Annotated in this window: 19 protein-coding genes and 1 riboswitch; of the genes, 9 read left to right on the forward strand and 10 right to left on the reverse strand. The window is 61.4% G+C overall.

What is annotated here, in order from left to right; all coding sequences use genetic code 11:
* Window positions 1–490 precede the first annotated feature (490 nt).
* The 3 genes from AC244_RS03965 to AC244_RS03970 all read left to right on the forward strand — a co-directional run bounded on the left by AC244_RS03965 (window position 491) and on the right by AC244_RS03970 (window position 5070).
* A complete protein-coding gene (locus AC244_RS03965) occupies window positions 491–4294 on the forward strand; it encodes a vitamin B12-dependent ribonucleotide reductase (RefSeq protein ID WP_053247462.1) in 3804 nt (1267 codons plus the stop codon).
* A gap of 111 nt (window positions 4295–4405) precedes the next feature.
* Complete coding sequence (locus tag AC244_RS38570; protein WP_268750758.1) at window positions 4406–4540, forward strand: hypothetical protein; 135 nt, start codon at window positions 4406–4408, stop codon at window positions 4538–4540.
* Between the two features lie 95 nt (window positions 4541–4635).
* Window positions 4636–5070, forward strand: coding sequence for a GNAT family N-acetyltransferase (locus tag AC244_RS03970; RefSeq protein ID WP_053247463.1), 435 nt, complete (start codon window positions 4636–4638; stop codon window positions 5068–5070).
* Between the two features lie 205 nt (window positions 5071–5275).
* On the opposite strand, the gene AC244_RS38575 is transcribed toward AC244_RS03970, so the two are convergent.
* A complete protein-coding gene (locus AC244_RS38575; RefSeq protein ID WP_268750759.1) occupies window positions 5276–5407 on the reverse strand; it encodes a hypothetical protein in 132 nt (43 codons plus the stop codon).
* A gap of 293 nt (window positions 5408–5700) precedes the next feature.
* Entirely contained in the window at window positions 5701–5943 is a 243-nt protein-coding gene (locus AC244_RS03975) for a hypothetical protein (RefSeq protein ID WP_053247464.1), read from the reverse strand.
* Between the two features lie 235 nt (window positions 5944–6178).
* Between AC244_RS03975 and AC244_RS03980 the strand changes: the two genes are divergently transcribed.
* Together AC244_RS03980 and AC244_RS03985 are read left to right on the forward strand one after the other, a co-directional pair.
* Window positions 6179–7099, forward strand: coding sequence for a DnaJ C-terminal domain-containing protein (locus tag AC244_RS03980; RefSeq protein WP_053247465.1), 921 nt, complete (start codon window positions 6179–6181; stop codon window positions 7097–7099).
* Window positions 7096–7410, forward strand: coding sequence for a chaperone modulator CbpM (locus AC244_RS03985; protein ID WP_053247466.1), 315 nt, complete (start codon window positions 7096–7098; stop codon window positions 7408–7410). The genes AC244_RS03980 and AC244_RS03985 overlap by 4 nt, the downstream gene beginning before the upstream one ends.
* Here the strand turns inward: AC244_RS03985 and AC244_RS03990 are convergent.
* Window positions 7374–7841: a nuclear transport factor 2 family protein gene (locus AC244_RS03990; protein ID WP_053247467.1), complete on the reverse strand. Its 468-nt coding sequence runs from the start codon at window positions 7839–7841 to the stop codon at window positions 7374–7376. The genes AC244_RS03985 and AC244_RS03990 overlap by 37 nt on opposite strands.
* A gap of 436 nt (window positions 7842–8277) precedes the next feature.
* Here AC244_RS03990 and AC244_RS03995 point away from each other — a divergent pair, with 436 nt between their 5' ends.
* Complete coding sequence (locus AC244_RS03995; RefSeq protein ID WP_053247468.1) at window positions 8278–8634, forward strand: hypothetical protein; 357 nt, start codon at window positions 8278–8280, stop codon at window positions 8632–8634.
* A 28-nt stretch (window positions 8635–8662) separates the two neighbouring features.
* Here the strand turns inward: AC244_RS03995 and AC244_RS04000 are convergent, their stop codons facing one another.
* Entirely contained in the window at window positions 8663–9649 is a 987-nt protein-coding gene (locus AC244_RS04000) for a DUF1775 domain-containing protein (protein WP_053247469.1), read from the reverse strand.
* A 97-nt stretch (window positions 9650–9746) separates the two neighbouring features.
* Window positions 9747–10136: a hypothetical protein gene (locus tag AC244_RS04005; protein WP_053247470.1), complete on the reverse strand. Its 390-nt coding sequence runs from the start codon at window positions 10134–10136 to the stop codon at window positions 9747–9749.
* Window positions 10137–10297: 161 nt separating this feature from the next.
* Window positions 10298–10386: riboswitch (glycine riboswitch) on the forward strand.
* A 142-nt stretch (window positions 10387–10528) separates the two neighbouring features.
* Between AC244_RS04005 and gcvT the strand changes: the two genes are divergently transcribed.
* Genes gcvT through gcvP form a run of 3 tightly spaced genes read left to right on the forward strand, consistent with a single transcriptional unit; the run spans window position 10529 to window position 14911 of the window.
* Complete coding sequence (gene gcvT, locus AC244_RS04010; RefSeq protein WP_053247471.1) at window positions 10529–11668, forward strand: glycine cleavage system aminomethyltransferase GcvT; 1140 nt, start codon at window positions 10529–10531, stop codon at window positions 11666–11668.
* A 16-nt stretch (window positions 11669–11684) separates the two neighbouring features.
* Window positions 11685–12047: a glycine cleavage system protein GcvH gene (gcvH, locus tag AC244_RS04015; RefSeq protein WP_025427112.1), complete on the forward strand. Its 363-nt coding sequence runs from the start codon at window positions 11685–11687 to the stop codon at window positions 12045–12047.
* Window positions 12047–14911, forward strand: a complete 2865-nt coding sequence (gene gcvP / locus AC244_RS04020; RefSeq protein WP_053247472.1) for an aminomethyl-transferring glycine dehydrogenase — start codon at window positions 12047–12049, stop codon at window positions 14909–14911. Before gcvH ends, gcvP begins: the two co-directional genes overlap by 1 nt.
* A 43-nt stretch (window positions 14912–14954) precedes the next feature.
* Here the strand turns inward: gcvP and AC244_RS04025 are convergent, their stop codons facing one another.
* From AC244_RS04025 to AC244_RS04045, 5 genes are all read right to left on the reverse strand, one after another.
* The gene (locus AC244_RS04025; RefSeq protein WP_053247473.1) at window positions 14955–15389 is read right to left on the reverse strand and encodes a response regulator; all 435 of its coding nucleotides are present in this window, start codon (window positions 15387–15389) and stop codon (window positions 14955–14957) included.
* Window positions 15390–15399: 10 nt separating this feature from the next.
* A complete protein-coding gene (locus AC244_RS04030; protein ID WP_161807834.1) occupies window positions 15400–16905 on the reverse strand; it encodes a sensor histidine kinase in 1506 nt (501 codons plus the stop codon).
* Window positions 16906–16998: 93 nt separating this feature from the next.
* The gene (gene sufA, locus AC244_RS04035; protein ID WP_053247475.1) at window positions 16999–17391 is read right to left on the reverse strand and encodes a Fe-S cluster assembly scaffold SufA; all 393 of its coding nucleotides are present in this window, start codon (window positions 17389–17391) and stop codon (window positions 16999–17001) included.
* A 93-nt stretch (window positions 17392–17484) separates the two neighbouring features.
* Window positions 17485–17865, reverse strand: coding sequence for an SUF system Fe-S cluster assembly protein (locus AC244_RS04040; RefSeq protein WP_053247476.1), 381 nt, complete (start codon window positions 17863–17865; stop codon window positions 17485–17487).
* Between the two features lie 71 nt (window positions 17866–17936).
* Entirely contained in the window at window positions 17937–19178 is a 1242-nt protein-coding gene (locus tag AC244_RS04045; RefSeq protein WP_053247477.1) for a cysteine desulfurase, read from the reverse strand.
* Window positions 19179–19188: the final 10 nt, after the last annotated feature.

Genomic DNA, 19188 nt, shown 5'->3' on the forward strand with positions numbered 1-19188 from the left:
AGTGTCACAGACAACCTGCGGAAGTACCTGATTTTCAAGGCATTGGCCACTTTCCCCGTTTTCCACAGTCTATCCACACAACATCTAGCGCTCAAACTTCCGTCACAAACCACCCCTTGACGCCCTGGGACGATTCACGGTTAATGGATTTTACGTTGCGACGGCGGCGGACCGGATTGTTTTGAGCCCGGTTCATTTCACGAAATCGTCGGTTCTGGCAGGCGGCAAATGCGGGTTCCCCCGCTTGAGCCGCAGTGAGAAATTCTGTGCGCATTTTCGGGCCCGCTTGAGCAACTTTTGGCTGGCATAAAGAAGTTGTTAATACTATATTTAGTGTTTGCAGCCAGCCTACCTCACAAGATACAGGGTCACCCAGATATGGGTTTCCTTTCAAGGACGGAAGCTGAGACTGGCTGCGGAATGCCTCCGCGGCCAGGCGGGGACAATTGCGCCTGTGGCGGGCGCATGGCAACACGAAGGACACGGGACAATGCTGATCGAACGTCGTTTCACCAAGGCCGGGCAATCCGCCTATGCGGAGATAGAGTTCCGCAAGGCTACGAGTGAAATCAAGAATCCGGACGGCTCGATTGTCTTCCGTCTGGCCGATATCGACGTGCCGGCGCAGTTCAGCCAGGTTGCCGCCGATATTCTCGCCCAAAAGTATTTCCGCAAGGCCGGCGTGCCTGCAAAGCTGAAGCGCGTCGAAGAGAACGATGTCCCCTCCTTCCTCTGGCGCTCGGTTCCCGACACGGAGGCGCTGAAGGCGCTGCCGAAGGACGAACAGTACGGTTCCGAAACCGATGCCCGTCAGGTTTTCGATCGCCTGGCTGGCACCTGGGCCTATTGGGGCTGGAAGGGCGGCTACTTCGATAGCGAAGAAGACGCCTCCGCCTTCCGCGACGAACTTGCCTATATGCTCGCCACCCAGCGCGTTGCGCCAAACTCCCCGCAATGGTTCAACACCGGCCTGCATTGGGCCTATGGCATCGACGGCCCCGGCCAGGGCCACTTCTATGTCGATCCCTTCACCGGCAAGCTGACGAAGTCCAAGTCGGCCTACGAACACCCGCAGCCGCACGCCTGCTTCATCCAGTCGGTAGCCGACGACCTCGTCAACGAGGGCGGCATCATGGACCTTTGGGTGCGTGAAGCGCGCCTGTTCAAGTACGGCTCCGGCACCGGCTCCAACTTCTCGCATCTGCGCAGCGAAGGCGAAAAGCTCTCGGGCGGCGGCAAGTCGTCGGGTCTGATGTCCTCCCTGAAGATCGGCGACCGCGCAGCCGGCGCCATCAAGTCCGGCGGCCCCCCCCGCCGTGCCGCCAAGATGGTCGTCGTCGATATCGACCACCCGGATATCGAGGAATACATCAACTGGAAGGTCAAGGAAGAGCAGAAGGTCGCAGCGCTCGTCACCGGCTCGAAGGTCGTCGCCAAGCATTTGAAGGCGATCATGAAAGCCTGCGTCAACTGCGACGGCACCGACGACGCCTGCTACGACCCCAAGCAGAACCCGGCGCTCAAGCGCGAGATCCGCGCTGCCAAGCAGGCGCTGGTTCCTGAAAACTACGTCCAGCGCGTCATCCAGTTCGCCAAGCAGGGCTACAAGGACCTCGAGTTCAAGACCTACGACACCGACTGGGATTCGGAAGCCTATCTCACGGTTTCGGGCCAGAACTCCAACAACTCCGTCTCGATCAAGGACGACTTCCTGCGCGCCGTTGAAGCCGATGGCGACTGGCACCTGACCGCCCGCAAGGACGGCCGCGTGATGAAGACGCTGAAGGCGCGTGACCTCTGGGAGTCGATCTCCTACGCTGCCTGGGCATCGGCCGATCCGGGCCTGCACTTCAACACGACGATGAACGACTGGCACACCAGCCCCGCCGCCGGCCCGATCCGCGCGTCGAACCCGTGCTCGGAATACATGTTCCTCGACGACACCGCCTGCAACCTCGCCTCTCTGAACCTGATGATGTTCAAGGACGCGGCGACGAAGCGCATCAATATCGCCGACTACGAACACGCGGTGCGTCTGTGGACTGTCGTTCTCGAAGTCTCGGTGATGATGGCGCAGTTCCCGTCCCGCGAGATTGCCGAACTGTCTTACGAATACCGCACGCTCGGCCTTGGCTATGCCAATATCGGCGGCCTCTTGATGTCCTCGGGCATTCCCTATGACTCGACCGAAGGCCGCGCCATTGCCGGCGCGCTGACGGCGATCATGACCGGCGTTTCCTATGCCACTTCGGCGGAAATGGCGGCCAAGCTTGGCCCGTTCCCGGGCTTTGCGCCGAACCGCGACAACATGCTGCGTGTCATCCGCAACCATCGCCGCGCCGCCTATGGCGAGACGACGGGCTATGAAGGCCTCTCGGTCAACCCGGTCGCCCTCATCCATAGCGAAAATCCGGACCAGGACCTCGTCATCCACGCCATGAGCGCCTGGGACAAGGCGCTGGAACTTGGCGAGAAGCACGGCTACCGCAACGCCCAGGCAACCGTCATCGCCCCGACCGGCACGATCGGCCTTGTCATGGACTGCGACACGACCGGCATCGAGCCTGATTTCGCGCTGGTCAAGTTCAAGAAGCTCGCCGGTGGCGGCTACTTCAAGATCATCAACCGCGCCGTTCCCGAGGCGCTGCGTTCGCTCGGCTACTCCGAGAGCCAGCTTGCCGAGATGGAAGCCTATGCGGTCGGTCACGGCAACCTCAACCAGGCGCCCGCCATCAACCCCTCGACGCTGAAGGCCAAGGGCTTCACCGACGAGAAGGTCGAGGCCGTCAACGCGGCCCTGAAGTCGGCCTTCGACATCAAGTTCGTCTTCAACCAGTGGACGCTCGGTGCGGACTTCCTGAAGGGCGCTCTGAAGGTTACCGACGAGCAGCTTGCGCAGATGGACTTCAACCTCTTGGAGCACATGGGCTTCTCCAGGAAGGACATCGAAGCGGCCAACATCCACGTCTGCGGCGCGATGACGCTTGAGGGCGCACCGTTCCTCAAGAACGAACACCTGCCCGTCTTCGATTGCGCCAACCCGTGCGGCAAGATCGGCAAGCGCTACCTCTCGGTCGAAAGCCACATCCGCATGATGGCTGCCGCCCAGCCGTTCATCTCGGGCGCCATTTCCAAGACGATCAACATGCCGAACGAGGCGACCGTCGAGGACTGCAAGAACGCCTACATGCTTTCCTGGAAGCTGGCGCTGAAGGCCAACGCGCTTTATCGCGATGGTTCCAAGCTGTCGCAGCCGCTGAATGCCTCGCTGATCGAAGACGAGAACGATGAGGATGCGCTGGAGGATCTGATCCAGGCGCCGGCCGCAGCCCAGGCGGTCACCATCACGGAAAAGATCGTCGAGCGCGTCATCGAGAAGGTGATCCGCGCCCGCGAAAAGCTGCCGAACCGCCGCCAGGGTTACACTCAGAAGGCTGTCGTTGGTGGCCACAAGGTCTACCTGCGCACCGGCGAGTTCGGCGATGGCCGCCTCGGCGAGATCTTCATCGACATGCACAAGGAAGGAGCTGCCTTCCGTGCGATGATGAACAACTTCGCCATCGCCATCTCGCTCGGCCTGCAATACGGCGTGCCGCTCGAAGAATATGTGGAGGCGTTCACCTTCACCAAATTCGAGCCGGCCGGCATGGTGCAGGGCAACGACGCGATCAAGAACGCGACGTCGATCCTCGACTACGTCTTCCGCGAACTGGCCGTGTCCTACCTCGGCCGTCACGATCTGGCCCATGTCGACACGTCCGACTTCAGCAACACGGCGCTCGGCAAAGGGATCCAGGAAGGCAAGACCAACCTGATCTCCACCGGCTGGACCCGCGGTTACAAGCCCACCATCGTCGGCGGCACGGCTGATCGTGCCGGCGAGCCGAAGGGTTCGGCGACGGCTGCCCCTGCCCGCGCCTCCTCGAGTGCAACGGTGACCTCGATTGCCGGCAACACGGTCCGCAAGATCGAGCAGGCGACGGCGATCGCAACCTCTGAAATCGTCGCGTTCAAGCGCGACTACGAAGAGCGCGCGGCGGAACTTGCCGAAGAGATCGCTGAGGAAACGGTCGAAACGGTCACGGAAGTGACGGCTCTCTTCTCCGACAAGGCGGCTGCCGAAGCGGCATCGGCCAAGTCGGACGCCAAGAAGCTCGAAGCCGAACGCCGCGCCCGCTCGATCATGCAGGGCTATACCGGCAACATGTGCTCCGAGTGCCAGAACTTCACCATGGTGCGCAACGGCACCTGCGAGAAGTGCGACACCTGCGGCGCCACCAGCGGCTGCAGCTAACTTTAGCAACGGCGGCGAACCTATATCCAACCCGAAGGTTTCTTCGGGTTGGATAACTAAGCAGACTCAGAGTCGAGGTAGCTTCGGTGGCCATTTACAAGGAGTTCCCCAATGGCTCGCAATGAACGCACCTCTAAATCGGTGGCTTCGACGGCCGGAAAGCTGCTCGGCAATCCGAAAACACCAGCTTCTGTCAAGAAAGTCGCAGCGTCCGCGCTAACTCAAGCGCCAAATAAGAAGAAATAGACGCGTACGAACGTCCTTCGCGGCGTGAGCCGCGAAGGGTCGAATTCGGAATCTACATTTTGACCTGCCAATTGGCGCTTAACAGCATTCCAACAATGCCTCCTGTCCTCGTCGACATCATCCTCGAAGATCCAAACAAGGACGACCTGCGCGCGATCGTCGCGACGCTTGACGCCTATAACGAGGCGCACAGCGGTATGGTCGACCAGCCTGGTTTCGCCGTCCTCATTCGTGATCCTGAAACGAAGGCGGCAATCGGCGGGCTTTATGCGACGGATGGTTATGGCTGGGCTTTCATCCGCTATCTCGCGATACCGGAAAGTCTGCGCGGCCAAGGTCTGGGGCAACGACTGATCGCCGAGGCGGAGAAGATCGCACTGGATCGCGGTTACATCGGCCTATGGCTCGATACGTTCGAATTCCAGGCCCGCCCTTTTTACGAGAAACTCGGCTTCGAAGTTTTCGGCCAGCTGGAGGGCGGGTCGGGGGCAATACCGCGCTATTTCCTGAAGAAGCGGTTTGAAACCTAGCTGACTTCAAGGGCGGATGGTGCGCGTCGCTGCCGGGGATAGGGGCATTCCGCCCGACGGGCAGTGTTGATTTGGGCACGAGTGCCACCGGCTTCGGCGCGAGCATTGCTTCGGTTGATCGGGGCGTGGGAGGCCGCACTCGCGCAACCGAAGCTCTTTTGGCGAAATGCCCATTTCCATGGGATTTCGGGCTGCCTTCACCGGATTATTTCGGTGAGACGATACCCTGGTAATAGTCGCCGTCGCCGCTGACATAATTCACACCACCGGCGCCACCCGTAGTTTGCGCACAAGCTGCCAAGGTGGAGAGAACGAGTAGCAACATCGCGGTTTTCATAGGCTTTTGCTCCTTCAGCGTCGTTTGATCTTCGGCCGTGCGCTACCGCCGAAGCGACGCATGACGATTTGACCCGGCAATTCTATGATACTCAACGCAGCGTCTATCAAGGACATTGATTGTTTAAAGCTAATTTGTGCTTGCCTGTGATGTGTTCAACGTCTGCGCGTATCTTGGGCGTGGCAAAGCGCCAGCGCTTTTGCTGTCAAAAGGGCATACCAGCCAAGCAATGGCGCGCCGCTTTCGGCTTCGTGGGCGAAGTCGCCTGTCCCAGGGAAAGCCGAAACGAAATCTCACGGCGACAGATGCTTTGCCGAATGCTCGCGCTCCCGCCAGTAACGCAGCCTGAGGCGTGGAGCCATCACCCACGCGATGAAGGGCGTGAGGATGAAACATGTGACCACCACAACAGGCAGGAAGTACTTGGCGTTGTCGGCCAGCACCGGGATGGAGAGAACGATGACTGCACCGATGCCGAAGAGCACGGCGTTGATCATCAGTCCAACCATGATGGCAAGCTGCAGGCGTACGGACATGTTGGCCTCCGTTGAAAAACCACCCAATGGCAACGCCGAACCTCGATTGTAGCAGAAACGGCTTACTCGCGAAATGAGAGCAAAAACCGGCACGCCGCTCGTTTTCTCCCTGTCGTTTCCGCGCGGCTGCCCTATGCTTGTCGTCAAGCGACCGATCACCCAATTGGATTGAGACATGTGAGCCGTACCGCACAATCTGATTCATTGTCGATCGCTTCAGTCTGAGGGAGACCGCATGCCGACCAGTCCTTACGAAACCCTGGGCGTCAGCCGGGACGCCACGCAAAAAGACATTCAAAGCGCCTATCGCAAGCTCGCCAAGAAACTTCATCCCGATCTCAATCCCGGAGACAAGGGAGCCGAGGACCGTTTCAAGGCGGTGTCGGCCGCCTATGCGCTCTTGAGCGACGAGGAGAAGCGCGGCAAATACGATCGCGGCGAAATCGACGAAACCGGCGCGGAAACGGCGCCTCGGAACTTCTACCGCGATTACGCCGGCGCCAACGACACCGCCGGTCGCTACGAAAGCGCTCACGGCTTTTCCGATTTCGGCGATGCGGACGATATCTTCTCCAGCTTCTTTTCTCGTCGTGGTCGGGGCCAACAATCCATGCGCGGGCGCGATGCACATTTCTCCATGGAGATCAGTCTGCTCGAGGCAGTCAATGGCGCCAAGAAGCAGATCAGCCTGCCGGGCGGCGGACCGGCGCTTGATCTGACGATCCCGCCCGGCACGCGCGACGGTCAGACCCTGCGTCTGCGCGGCAAGGGCGAGCCCGGCCATAACGGCGCGGCCGCCGGTGACGCGCTGATCGATATACGCGTGCGGCCGCATTCGCTGTTCCAGCTGGATGGCGAGGATGTGCGCTATGACATTCCGATTTCGCTGAGCGAAGCGGTGCTTGGTGGCAAGATCCGGGTTCCGACCATGGACGGCGCCGTCAATGTCACGATCCCGCCGAACTCCAACACCGGCAAGGTCTTGCGGCTGAAGGGCAAAGGCCTGCGCAAGCCGGGCGGTGGCCATGGCGATGCCTATGTGACGTTGAAGATCACGCTTGCGCAGCAGGCTGATCCGGCACTCGCCGCCTTCGTCGAGGGCTGGGCAGCCGGAAAAGCGGAGGATCCGCGCAAGAACCTGGGAGGCAACGCATGAACGACAGCGAGTTTTGCGAACACCTCGAAATAGAGATCACGGTGCTCAAGGTCTGGGTCGAGCAGCGCTGGCTCGTGCCACGCCGGGCCGAGAGCGGCTGGATCTTCAAAGACGATGATCTCGCCCGCGCCCGGTTGATCCAGGACCTGACTGGCCCCATGGGCGTTAACGACGACGGCGTCGACGTCGCCATGCAGTTGCTCGATCAAATCCATGGCCTTCGCGGCCGGTTGGGCGCGTTGATGACGGCAATCCGCAGCCAGGATCCAGACATTCAGAGGCTGATACTGTCTCGGGTCGAAGACGAATAATCAACCGCGATCGCCGGCATCGCGACAAGACCAACGGTTTCGGCAACGAGCAAGGTGTCGACGAATTCCGTCAGGTCCGCCATCCGGCCGTCGCTGAAACTGAACCTGTCCAGGATTTCCGTATCGAACCATGTGTCGGAAGGAACGAAGCGGATGGGGCCAACCCGATGGGCGTAGACCGTGCTGCCATCGACGTCGAGCTGAACCGTCTTCATCTGGCTCAAGTCCCAGGCGTCGACCAAGCCGCGAAAAGCGGAGCGCACTGATTCCGGATCACTGACCCTCTGGGTCATAGCCCCAAGACGACCACTGCCGACAATCCGGAAACTGAAGGCCGGGTGCAAGCAGGCCAGCATGCCCTCAAGGTCGTTGGCATCGCGCGCTGCATAGAGTGAGTGCACGGTTTGCTCGAGCGCGGTGCGATCGGCCATCACATTGCTCCTTTGTGATATCTGGCAGCGCCTTTGGTATCTGGGGCGAGTGTGCGCGTATTTAAGGGATGCTGCAAGTATATGCGAAGGCGGCAGCACAACCTCGGCCTGGCGTCGGCCTTTGCTGGCATGCGGCGGCCGCGCCTGCCGTCGGCAGGACGAGTGACCCAAGCGTCGAGGCAAAGAGAGCAATCGGGGTGGTCTTCAACATGTGCGTTCCTCCGTCGAGGGGTGATGCCGGAAATGTCCGGCCCTCATGCCCAAGGATGGGTCGCGTAAGCGGATCGCGACAAAGACACTTCGAAAACCGGACGGCGCCGCCCCATAAAAGCAATTGTTGGGATTCGACTAAAAGGCGACTGCCAATTTTCACCCAGCTTCAAGCGAAACGGAGCAAAAAGGAAAGGATTGATAACAAGTAAGGCGGGGGAAGAAGGTGGTACAGGTCGTCACGATATCCGCGACCACAGCGGCTTATGCGGCGGAAGCCGTCAAGCCGAAGGCGCGCGTGTCCGGCGATGGCCCGGCCGACGAGGCGATCACCCTGCTTTCGACCCGTCGTTCCAGCGAGCCGACGATCACCCCCGCATCTATTCCCAAGACGAAGGGCGCCCTGCCCTTGTCTTTGATGCTGATGAGCGCCGACGGCCGCCTGCCCCAGCAAACCGAGGCGGAAACCTTGCGCCGCTATCTCGAATGCATGCGCGACGACGAGGACATGCCGGAAGAGCGCGAACACGAAGGCCGGCAGGAAGATCCCGCCGGCCAGGAAGATGAGAGCGGCGCCGCCTGAGGCAGGGCCGCGCGTCACATCCGATTCGTCAGTGGTGCTTTTGGCCGCCCGCGGCCGCAGCGCCACCACTCGCCGTTCCCACCGCAAGCACGGCATCGACCTTGCCGCCCTTTTCGAAGACCAGCGTTACCGGCACTGTTTCGCCCTCGGCAAACGGCTTCGACACCTGCATGAACATCAGATGCAGGCCGCCGGCCTTGAGCTCGACGGTCTCCCCGGCCGGGATGGCAACGCCGTCATCGAGCTTGCGCATCTTCATGACGTCGTTTTCCATCGCCATTTCGTGGATTTCGACCCGACCTGCGACCGCGCTCTCGACTGCCACGAGCCGATCGTCAACGCTGCCGCCGTTCTTGATCGTCAGGAAGCCGCCGCCAACTTTGGCGCCCGGTAGCATCGCCTTGGCCGCACCGCCGGAAATTTCCAGGTCGCCCAGCTTGACCGGCCCGCCCGCGGCCATGTGCCCGCCGTGGCCCGCATGCTCGTCGCCACCGGCCGCCAGCGTTACCGTCACGGTGGGCGCCGGGCTCTTCAGGTCGTGTGCATTCTGACCCTCGGCGGCCACCTCGTTCCAAGCCACCTTACCCTTCGTGCCGCACAGTTGCACCGTCGGGAAGGCAAGCACGGTTTCCTTGTCGAAGCCCGAGATCTTACCCTTGACGACAAAGGTGTCGTAGAACTCGTCGGGTAGATTTCCGCCCTTCCAGCGGATCTCAACTGGGCCGGAAGAGACCTTCTTGCCATGATTGTCGTAGGTCTTCTGGTAGTCGCCCTTGATGATCTCCAGCTCCCAGCCGGGCTTCGGTTGCGGTTTGGCGAAGACGAATCCTTCGGGCAGTTTCATCTGCACTTCAGTCGTTGCCTTGCCGTCGCAACCGTGCGGTACCTGCAGCACCGCCTTGAAGCTCTTTTCAGATTGGATGCGGTCGGTTTCGAACGTCGCATGGGCATGGGCGATGCCTGCGGTCGCAAGCGTCAGGCCGAGGGAAAGCACAGTCAGTCTGGTCGTGTTCATGTCGTAATCTCCTGACCACGGGCCGGGGAGAGCCCGGTCCTGCCGTGGTCGATGCCGCGATCGCGGCGCATTGAAATCTTGAATGCGTGTGGAAGCGTTACGACTGGTGAGGAGGTCCGCGCGGCGGCGGCAGAAGGCGCAGGTGCCGGACGGTGATTTCGTCTTGCGCGCGGTGCAGATCGGCGAGCCAGTTGCCGGTCTCGGCGCGTTCGCTTTGCTGCGGCGGTGCCGGGAGCAGGGCAGCGCCCGCGAGCCGGCAGGCCTCGCAGACCGGCGCCATCGATTGCGACTTGCTGCTATCGTGGTCGATGCCGTCCATGCCGAAGCAGATATCGGCGATGGTGCCATCGGGGAGCTGGTAGGCTGCGATCTCCGCGGGCGTCAGACTTTTCGCCATTGCCGGCTTGTGAGCGAAGGACAGGAAGACGAGCGCGAAGGCGGCGACGATCCGCACAGCGATCCGCAAATGTCCTTCACACCTAGTCATTGTCGTCCCCGGTATCGATCCTGAGTTATCCTCAAGCGGAGGAGAATGCAAAGGCAGAATTGACGCACCCGTTTCCCGCGACGGAAAACCGCTGCGACAAAAATGTGTTTGACCGCGACACCGCCCTCTTGCCAAGTTGACGGGTTCGCCGTTATTTGGAGACGATCTTGTTGGGAGAAACCGGTTCGCTCCGGTGCCGAAGGAGCAACCGCCCCCGGAAACTCTCAGGCCAAAGGACCAGCAAGGTGCCGGTAGGACTCTGGAGAGAAGCGTTCTTGCGCTCGCCGAAGGGATAACAATCTCAGGCAAAGGGACAGAGGGGGCTCGAATTTGACGGCGTCTGACGCCGGAAGTGTGAGCCGGCGCGCGTGCGCCAGACCTGGAGGCCGGAGTTGGAAGAGATTTCCCATTTGAAACATACGCCGCTGCATGCGCTGCATCTGTCGCTGGGTGCCCGCATGGTGCCCTTTGCCGGCTACAACATGCCGGTCCAGTACCCCGACGGCGTGATGAAGGAGCATCTGCATACGCGCACCGCGGCAGGCCTCTTCGACGTCTCGCACATGGGTCAGGTCATCGTCCGGCCGAAGTCCGGCAAGATCGAGGACGCAGCCCTGGCGCTGGAAAAGCTGGTGCCGGTCGATGTGCTCGGCCTTGCCGAGGGCCGGCAGCGTTATGCAATCTTCACCAATGCCGAAGGCGGCATTCTCGACGACCTGATGATCGCCAACCGCGGCGACCACCTCTTCCTCGTCGTCAACGCCGCCTGCAAGGATGCCGATTTCGAGCACCTGAAGAATGGCCTTGCCGACACCTGCGAAGTCACGATGCTCGACGATCGCGCGCTGATCGCGTTGCAGGGACCGCACGCCGAAGCAGTACTTGGCGAATTGTGGGCTGACGTCTCGGCCATGCGCTTCATGGATGTTGCCGAAGCCGATCTGCACGATGTTAGCTGCATCATCGCCCGCTCCGGCTACACCGGCGAAGACGGTTTCGAGATTTCCATTCCCTCGGCATCGGCCACCGACGTCACCCAGCGATTGCTCGAACACCCGGATGTCAAGCCGATCGGCCTTGGCGCGCGCGATTCGCTGCGCCTCGAAGCGGGCCTTTGTCTCTACGGCAACGATATCGATACCACGACCACGCCGGTCGAAGGCGCCATCGAATGGGCGATGCAGAAGAGCCGGCGTGCCGGTGGCGCCCGCGAGGGCGGCTTTCCCGGTGCGGATCGCATTCTTGGCCAGTTCGCAGAAGGCGCATCTCGCCGCCGCGTCGGCCTAAAGCCCGAAGGCCGCGCCCCCGTGCGTGGCGGCGCCAATCTTTTTGCCGACACCGAGGGCAAGACGCTCGTCGGCAAGGTTACATCAGGCGGCTTCGGCCCCACCGTCGATGGCCCGGTTGCCATGGGCTACGTCGACGCCACCCATACCGACAACGGCACGACGGTTTATGCGGAGGTGCGCGGCAAATATCTGCCGGTCGTCGTCGCCGCCCTGCCCTTTGTCAAACAAACCTACAAACGCTGATCAGGAGAGAGCGCAAATGTTGAAGTTCACCGACGAACACGAGTGGCTGAAGGTCGAAGCTGGCGTAGCAACGGTCGGCATTACCGAACACGCGGCCGGCCAGCTCGGCGACCTCGTCTTTGTGGAACTGCCGGAAACCGGCTCCACCTTTGCCAAGGGTGACACGGCGGCAACCGTTGAATCCGTCAAGGCAGCATCCGACGTCTATTGTCCACTTGATGGCGAAATCGTCGAAGTCAACCAGGCGATCGTCGACGACCCGTCGCTGGTCAACAGCGACCCGCAGGGCGCTGCCTGGTTCTTCAAGCTGAAACTCGCCGATCCGAACGCAGCTGACGCCCTTCTCGACGAAGCGGCCTACAAGGAGCTCGTCGCCTGATGAGCATGCCCAAGGACTTCACCTTTACCGACTACAAGCCGTATGACTTCGCCAACCGGCGTCATATCGGCCCGTCGCCGGCCGAAATGGATGAGATGCTGAAGGTCGTCGGTTATCCGTCGCTCGACGCGCTCATTGATGACACCGTTCCGCCGTCGATCCGTCAGAAGACGCCGCTCGCCTGGGGCGCGCCGATGACCGAGCGCGAAGCGCTCGACAAGATGCGCGAAACCGCCAACCGTAATCAGAAGCTCGTGTCGCTGATCGGCCAGGGCTATTACGGCACGATCACGCCGCCGGTCATCCAGCGCAACATCCTGGAAAACCCGGCCTGGTACACGGCCTACACGCCGTATCAGCCGGAAATCAGCCAGGGTCGCCTGGAAGCGCTGCTCAACTACCAGACCATGGTCTGCGACCTGACGGGCCTCGACGTTGCCAATGCCTCGCTGCTCGACGAGGCGACGGCCGCTGCCGAAGCGATGGCGATGGCCGAACGTGTCTCGAAGTCCAAGGCGAAAGCCTTCTTCGTCGATGAGAACTGCCACCCGCAGACGATTGCGCTGCTGAAGACCCGTGCCGAGCCGCTCGGCTGGCAGATCGTCATTGGCAACCCGTTCACCGATCTCGATCCGGTCGACGTCTTCGGTGCCATCTTCCAGTATCCGGGCACTTACGGCCATGTGCATGACTTCACCGGCCTGATCGCCCGCCTGCACCAAACCGGCGCGATCGCAACGGTCGCGGCCGATCCGCTGGCGCTTGCTCTCTTGAAGTCGCCCGGCGAAATGGGTGCTGACATTGCCATCGGCTGCACCCAGCGCTTCGGTGTTCCGGTCGGCTATGGCGGCCCGCATGCCGCTTACATGGCCGTCAAGGACGCGCACAAGCGCTCGATGCCCGGCCGTCTCGTCGGCGTCTCGGTCGATGCGCGCGGCAACCGCGCCTATCGCCTGTCGCTGCAGACCCGCGAACAGCACATCCGCCGCGAAAAGGCGACGTCGAACATCTGCACCGCCCAGGTGCTGCTGGCCGTCATGGCCTCGATGTATGCCGTCTTCCATGGACCGAAAGGCATCAAGGCGATCGCCCAGAGCGTTCACCAGAAGACTGTTCGGCTGGCCATGGGCCTCGAAAAGCTCGGCTACACCGTCGAGCCGGACGTATTCTTCGATACGATCACTGTCGATGTCGGCAAGCTGCAGGGCATCATCCTCAAGACCGCCGTCGCCGAGGAAGTCAACCTGCGCAAGATCGGCGAAACCAAGATCGGCATCAGCCTCGACGAGCGCTCGCGCCCCGTCACGCTCGAAGCCGTCTGGCGCGCCTTCGGTGGCGACTTCAAGGTGGAAGAGTTCGAGCCGGGCTATCGCCTGCCGCAGCCGCTGCTGCGCACGAGCGAGTACCTGACGCATCCGATCTTCCACATGAACCGCGCCGAAAGCGAAATGACGCGCTATATCCGCCGTCTTTCGGACCGCGACCTTGCGCTCGACCGGGCGATGATCCCGCTCGGCTCCTGCACGATGAAACTCAACGCCACGGCGGAGATGCTTCCGATCACCTGGCCGGAATTCGCCGAGATCCATCCTTTCGTTCCGAAGGATCAGGCGGCCGGTTACCAGCACATGATCGAGGACCTGTCGGAGAAGCTCTGCGCCGTCACCGGCTATGACGCGATCTCCATGCAGCCGAACTCCGGCGCCCAGGGCGAGTATGCCGGTTTGCTGACGATCCGCGCCTATCACCTGGCGCAGGGCAACGGCCATCGCGACGTCTGCCTGATCCCGACCTCGGCGCACGGCACGAATCCGGCCTCTGCCCAGATGGCCGGAATGAAGGTCGTTGTTATCAAGGTCAGTGACAACGGCGACATCGACATGGACGATTTCCGTGCGAAAGCAGAGCAGTACGCGGAAAACCTCTCGTGCTGCATGATCACCTACCCCTCGACGCACGGTGTGTTCGAGGAGAACGTGCGTGAGGTCTGCGAGATCGTGCACAAGCACGGCGGCCAGGTCTACTTGGACGGTGCCAACATGAACGCCATGGTCGGCCTTGCCCGCCCCGGCGACATCGGCTCCGACGTCAGCCACCTGAACCTGCACAAGACCTTCTGCATTCCGCATGGCGGCGGCGGTCCCGGCATGGGCCCGATCGGCGTCAAGGCGCATCTGGCACCCTACCTGCCGGGTCACCCGGAAACGGATGGCAATGACGGTGCGGTTTCGGCAGCTCCGTTCGGCTCGGCCTCGATCCTGCCGATCTCCTGGAGCTACTGCCTGATGATGGGCGGCGAAGGCCTGACCCAGGCGACGAAGGTGGCGATCCTCAACGCCAACTACATCGCTGCAAGGCTGAAAGGCGCCTACGAGGTGCTCTACAAGTCGTCCAAGGGCCGTGTCGCGCATGAGTGCATCATCGACACCCGTCCGCTGGTCGAAAGCGCAGGCGTCACCGTCGACGACGTTGCCAAGCGCCTGATCGACTGCGGTTTCCACGCTCCGACCATGAGCTGGCCGGTCGCCGGCACGCTGATGATCGAGCCGACGGAATCGGAAACCAAGGCCGAGATCGACCGCTTCTGCGAAGCGATGCTGGCAATCCGCGAGGAAGCCCGCGCGATCGAAGAAGGCCGGATGGACAAGGTCAACAACCCGCTGAAGAACGCTCCGCACACGGTCGAAGACCTGGTCGGCGATTGGGATCGTCCCTATTCGCGCGAACAGGCCTGCTATCCGCCGGGCGCCTTCCGGGTCGACAAATACTGGTCGCCGGTCAACCGCGTCGACAACGTCTTCGGTGACCGCAACCTCGTCTGCACCTGCCCGCCGCTGGAAAGCTACGCGGAAGCAGCGGAATAAGCTGATGATAAGCGGGGTGCGCCGCAATGGCGCGCCCCGTACCCTACCTCAATTGGTGAAGCACCACACCGCGCGGCGGCAAGGTGTTGTCTATCCAGAAGCGGACGAAGGCCTCGGCGAATTGCCGGTAGCCCGAGAGCGACGACGGTTTGGCCGCATAGGCGTTCGCGCCGGCCTTGTAGGACCGGAAGACGTCGCTCGGATTGGTGGATGACGTCAGCACGATGACCGGCACCACCGACGTGCCCTCATTTGTGCGAATGCGCTCCAGCAATTCCATCCCGTCGACGCCGGGCATTTTGATGTCGAGCAGCACATAATCGAAGTGGTCGTGCTCAAGGCGCACCACGGCCTCGTCTGCGTGGATGACATGGACGATATCGAGCGTGTCGTCGGTCTGCGAAAGGGCGCGCGTGACGAAACGCGCGTCGTGCACGTTGTCGTCCACCACAAGCAATCGCTTCGGTGACTTGGCCAACCCGGTCGCCTTATCTGGTCTTCCGCATCCGTTTCGGAAGGGTCACCACAAATCGTGCGCCTTCGGTGAAGTCCGTGTCAAGATGGATCGATCCGTTGTGGCTTTCGGCGATCCGCTTGGCGAGCGCAAGGCCAATGCCCGTGCCGCCATAGGTGTTTTCGTCGTGATGCAGGCGCTGGAACACCTCAAAAATGCGCGTTGCGAACCGTGGGTCGATGCCGATGCCGTTGTCGTGGACGACAAGTTCGACTTGCTGGCCGACGGCGCCGCCGTTGATGCGGACGACCGGTTTGCGTTCGGGGTGGCGATACTTGATGGCATTGCCGATCAGGTTCTGAACGAGCCGGCGCAAAAGCTCCGGATCACCCTGCACCTTAGGCAGCGTGCCGACCTCGAAGACCACATTAGCCTCGCGAGCGTGGCCGCCCAGAACGCCCAGCGTATCGGCGACGATGTCCCCGAGGTCGACATCGGACCAGGTGCTGATCTGATAGGCGATCTGCGAATAATCGAGCAGGCTGTCGATCACCCGGTTCATCCGCCTTGCGCTGTCGCGCAGATGGCGGGCACTGGCTGTAACTTCGTCCTGATTGCCGGCGGCCAGCTCGTCCTCGATCATCTCGGAGAACATCGAGATGTGCCGCAACGGCGCCTTCAGGTCATGGGAGACGGTCGCCGTGAACTGATCGAGTGCCTCGTTCTTGTGCTCAAGCTCCTGTCGCTGGCGCTCGAGCGCCAGTTCGGCGCGCTTCAATTCAGTCACGTCGACGCGTAGGACGACGGTGTTTCCGTCCTTGGTCTTGATATTTTCCACCCTCAGCCACCGGTCGCCGGCGTAACGGTAGATCTTTGCCCTGCTGTCCGGTTCGCGAAAATCCTGCAGTCGGTGTGCCACCCAGGCCTGCCAGTCCGGGCTGTCGGGCAAGGCCTCGGGATAGTGGCCCTCCTTCTGCGCAAGCAGAAGGATCTCTTCGGCGGTGATGCCAGGGCGAAGCAAGGGGCCGGCCGGGCCGCAGATCGTCACATAGGCGCGATTGTAGACCAGCAGCCTTTCCTCGGGATCGAAGATCGCGAAACCTTCGGGCATGACGTCGAGTGCTGCGTCAAGCATGTCCGACGCCTGCTGCCTCTCAAGCACCGCCTTGGCGAGATCCGAGACATCGCGAATGATACCGATCAGAGCCAGTTCCTGCCCGTGCGCGTCGACGAGCGGTGTGGTGCGCAGGTGGCCTGAGAATGTCGAGCCGTCACGCCTGACATAGGTGTAGGTCGAAGTGCGCGCGATCCTCTCGTCGACCCTTGCGGCGCGATTGCGCAGCCGCCTGTTGTATTCGTCGTCGTCAGCATAGATAAGTCGCGCCGGCTGACCGATGAAGGCACCCGCTGCATAGCCGAATTGCGCAAGTGCGGCCGGGTTGGCCGAGCGAATGATGCGCTCCGCGTCGAGGATGATCACCGGATCGGGAAAGGTCTCATAGAGCACCTTGAAGACAAGCTCCTCGTCGAACGCCGTCACGCCCATCTCCCCCAGTCACGCGCCCTTATATCAGCAGAAAAAAGGCCCGGCGAAAACCCGGGCCTGATGGTCTGTTCGAAAAGGTTGGGACGCTCAGTTTGCGCGCACGACGGCATCGCCCTTGGCGGCGAGAGCGGCCAGATCGGCCGGCTTCAGTTCGACTGATTCACCACAGCCGCAGGCGGACGTCTGGTTTGGGTTGTTGAAGGTGAAGCCGGAGCGCAAGGCCGTCACCTCGAAATCCATCTGCGTGCCGAGCAGATAGAGCACGGCCTCGGGAGCGACCCAGACCTTTGCACCCTGGTGTTCGATCAAGTCGTCCTTCAAATTGGGTTCGGTTACCAGATCGACGGCATATTCCATGCCGGCGCAGCCGCCCTTTTTGATGCCGACGCGGATTCCCAGAGCATCGCCACCTGCATTTTCAACGATCGCCCGAACGCGGCCGGCAGCAGCATCGGTCAAGCTCATCACGGCAAAGCCCATCGGCTCTTTCTCCTTGTCGTCACCGGGGTAAAGGCCCGGCGCTTTCCAGAATCAAATGTAGTGTCCGCAGCTTAACGGATCAATACGGAGCCCTCAGTACCAGCCGATGGCGACCTGGGCCTCTTCCGACATGCGGTCAGGCGTCCACGGCGGATCGAAGGTCATCGAAACCTCGACACCTGACACGCCTTCGACGGCGCCCACGGCATTTTCGACCCAGCCGGGCATCTCGCCGGCAACGGGGCAGCCAGGCGCCGTCAGCGTCATGTCGATCTTGACCATGCGGTCATCCTCGATATCGATCTTGTAGATCAGGCCGAGTTCGAAAATATCCGCCGGGATTTCCGGGTCGTAAACCGTCTTCAGTGCGCCAATGATATCGTCGCTCAGACGTGCCAGTTCTTCGGCCGGGATTGCCGAATGCACGATGCCCTCGCGGACGTCGATCTTGTCTTCCGTTGCATCCAGGCTCATGTCGGCCTCCTAGACTTTCTCTTTTAGTTCAGATGCTTGAGTGGAAGTTCTGAACCATTTTTCAAACTCGATCAGGCGAAGAACTTGCGCGCATGCTCCAGCGCGTCAGCCAACGCGTCCACTTCGGCACGCGTATTGTAGAGGCCGAAGGATGCCCGGCATGTGGATGTGACGCCGAAGCGTTTCAAGAGCGGCTGAGCACAATGCGTGCCAGCGCGAACGGCAACGCCGGCGCGGTCGATCACCATTGACACATCGTGCGAGTGGATGCCGGCGATCTCGAAGGCAAAGATGCTGCCCTTATCAGGCGCATCGCCGAAAATCCTCAGCGAGTTGACCGACGACAGGCGTTCGCGGGCGTAGGCCGTGAGGTCCGCCTCGTGCGCGCGGATCGCGTCGCGGCCGATCTTTTCCATGTAATCGAGCGCGTAGCCAAGCCCGATCGCCTGAACGATCGGGGGGGTTCCGGCTTCGAAGCGGTGCGGCGGATCGTTGTAGGTGACGTAATCCTCGGTCACCACCTCGATCATCTCGCCGCCGCCCAGGAACGGCCGCATCTCTTTCAGGCGGTCCATCTTGCCGTAGAGCACGCCAACGCCGGAGGGGCCATAGAGCTTGTGGCCGGTCATCACATACCAGTCGCAATCGATGTCCTGCACGTCGACCGGCATATGGACGGCCCCCTGACTGCCATCGACCAGCACCGGAATGCCGCGCTCGCGGGCGATGCGGCAGATCTCCTTGACCGGAACCACGGTGCCCAGAGCGTTCGACATATGGGTAATGGCGATGAGCTTTGTCCGCTCCGTCAGGCACTTGACGAAATCTTCGATGTGGAACGCGCCGTTCTCATCCACCGGAGCCCAGACGAGCTTGGCACCCTGGCGTTCGCGGATGAAATGCCATGGCACGATGTTGGAGTGGTGCTCCATGATCGACAGCACGATCTCGTCGCCCTCGCTGAGCTTCGGCATGCCGTAGCCATAGGCGACCGTGTTGATCGCCTCGGTCGAGGATTTGGTGAAGATGATGTTGTCGGCCGATGGCGCATTCAGGAAGCGGCGCACTTTTTCACGCGCCGCCTCATAGGCTTCGGTGGCTGCATTCGACAGGAAATGCAGTCCGCGATGTACATTGGCGTATTCATTGGCGTAGGCATGGCTCACCGCGTCGATGACGACTTGCGGCTTCTGCGCCGATGCGCCGTTGTCGAGATAGACAAGCGGCTTGCCATAGACGGTCCGAGACAGGATCGGGAAATCCTTGCGGATCGCTTCGACGTCGTAGGCGGGCACCGGTACAGTGTGTTCCATGTCTTTCAAT

Origin of the sequence: Ensifer adhaerens (genome assembly GCF_001270265.1) — a bacterium.
Taxonomy (GTDB): domain Bacteria; phylum Pseudomonadota; class Alphaproteobacteria; order Rhizobiales; family Rhizobiaceae; genus Ensifer; species Ensifer adhaerens_B.